Annotated in this window: 1 protein-coding gene; it reads left to right on the plus strand. The window is 64.6% G+C overall.

The window, feature by feature from the left end; genetic code table 11:
• Window positions 1-237 (plus strand): hypothetical protein (locus tag AC0CH8_RS19135; RefSeq protein WP_465241234.1); only part of this gene is annotated, 237 nt, incomplete at both ends.

The following is a 237-nucleotide window of genomic DNA, read 5'->3' on the forward strand; positions in this document are numbered from 1 at the left end:
GACCTGGGTGACGAAGCTCGCCACCTGGGGTTTGTCTGGGTACTGCGTGACGTCACCGAAGAGCAACAAGCCACCCGCGTGCTGCAGGAAGCCCGGCGCCGTTATCAGGACATCTTCGACGGCACCGGCACCGCCCTCTGCGTGCTCGACCTCGCCGGGCTGTACCACTTTCTGCACGAAGAAGGGCTGAGCAGCGGTGCCCAACTGCAGCCCTGGCTGCAACGTAATCCGCAGCGT

The organism is Sphingomonas sp. AC435, assembly GCF_979253005.1.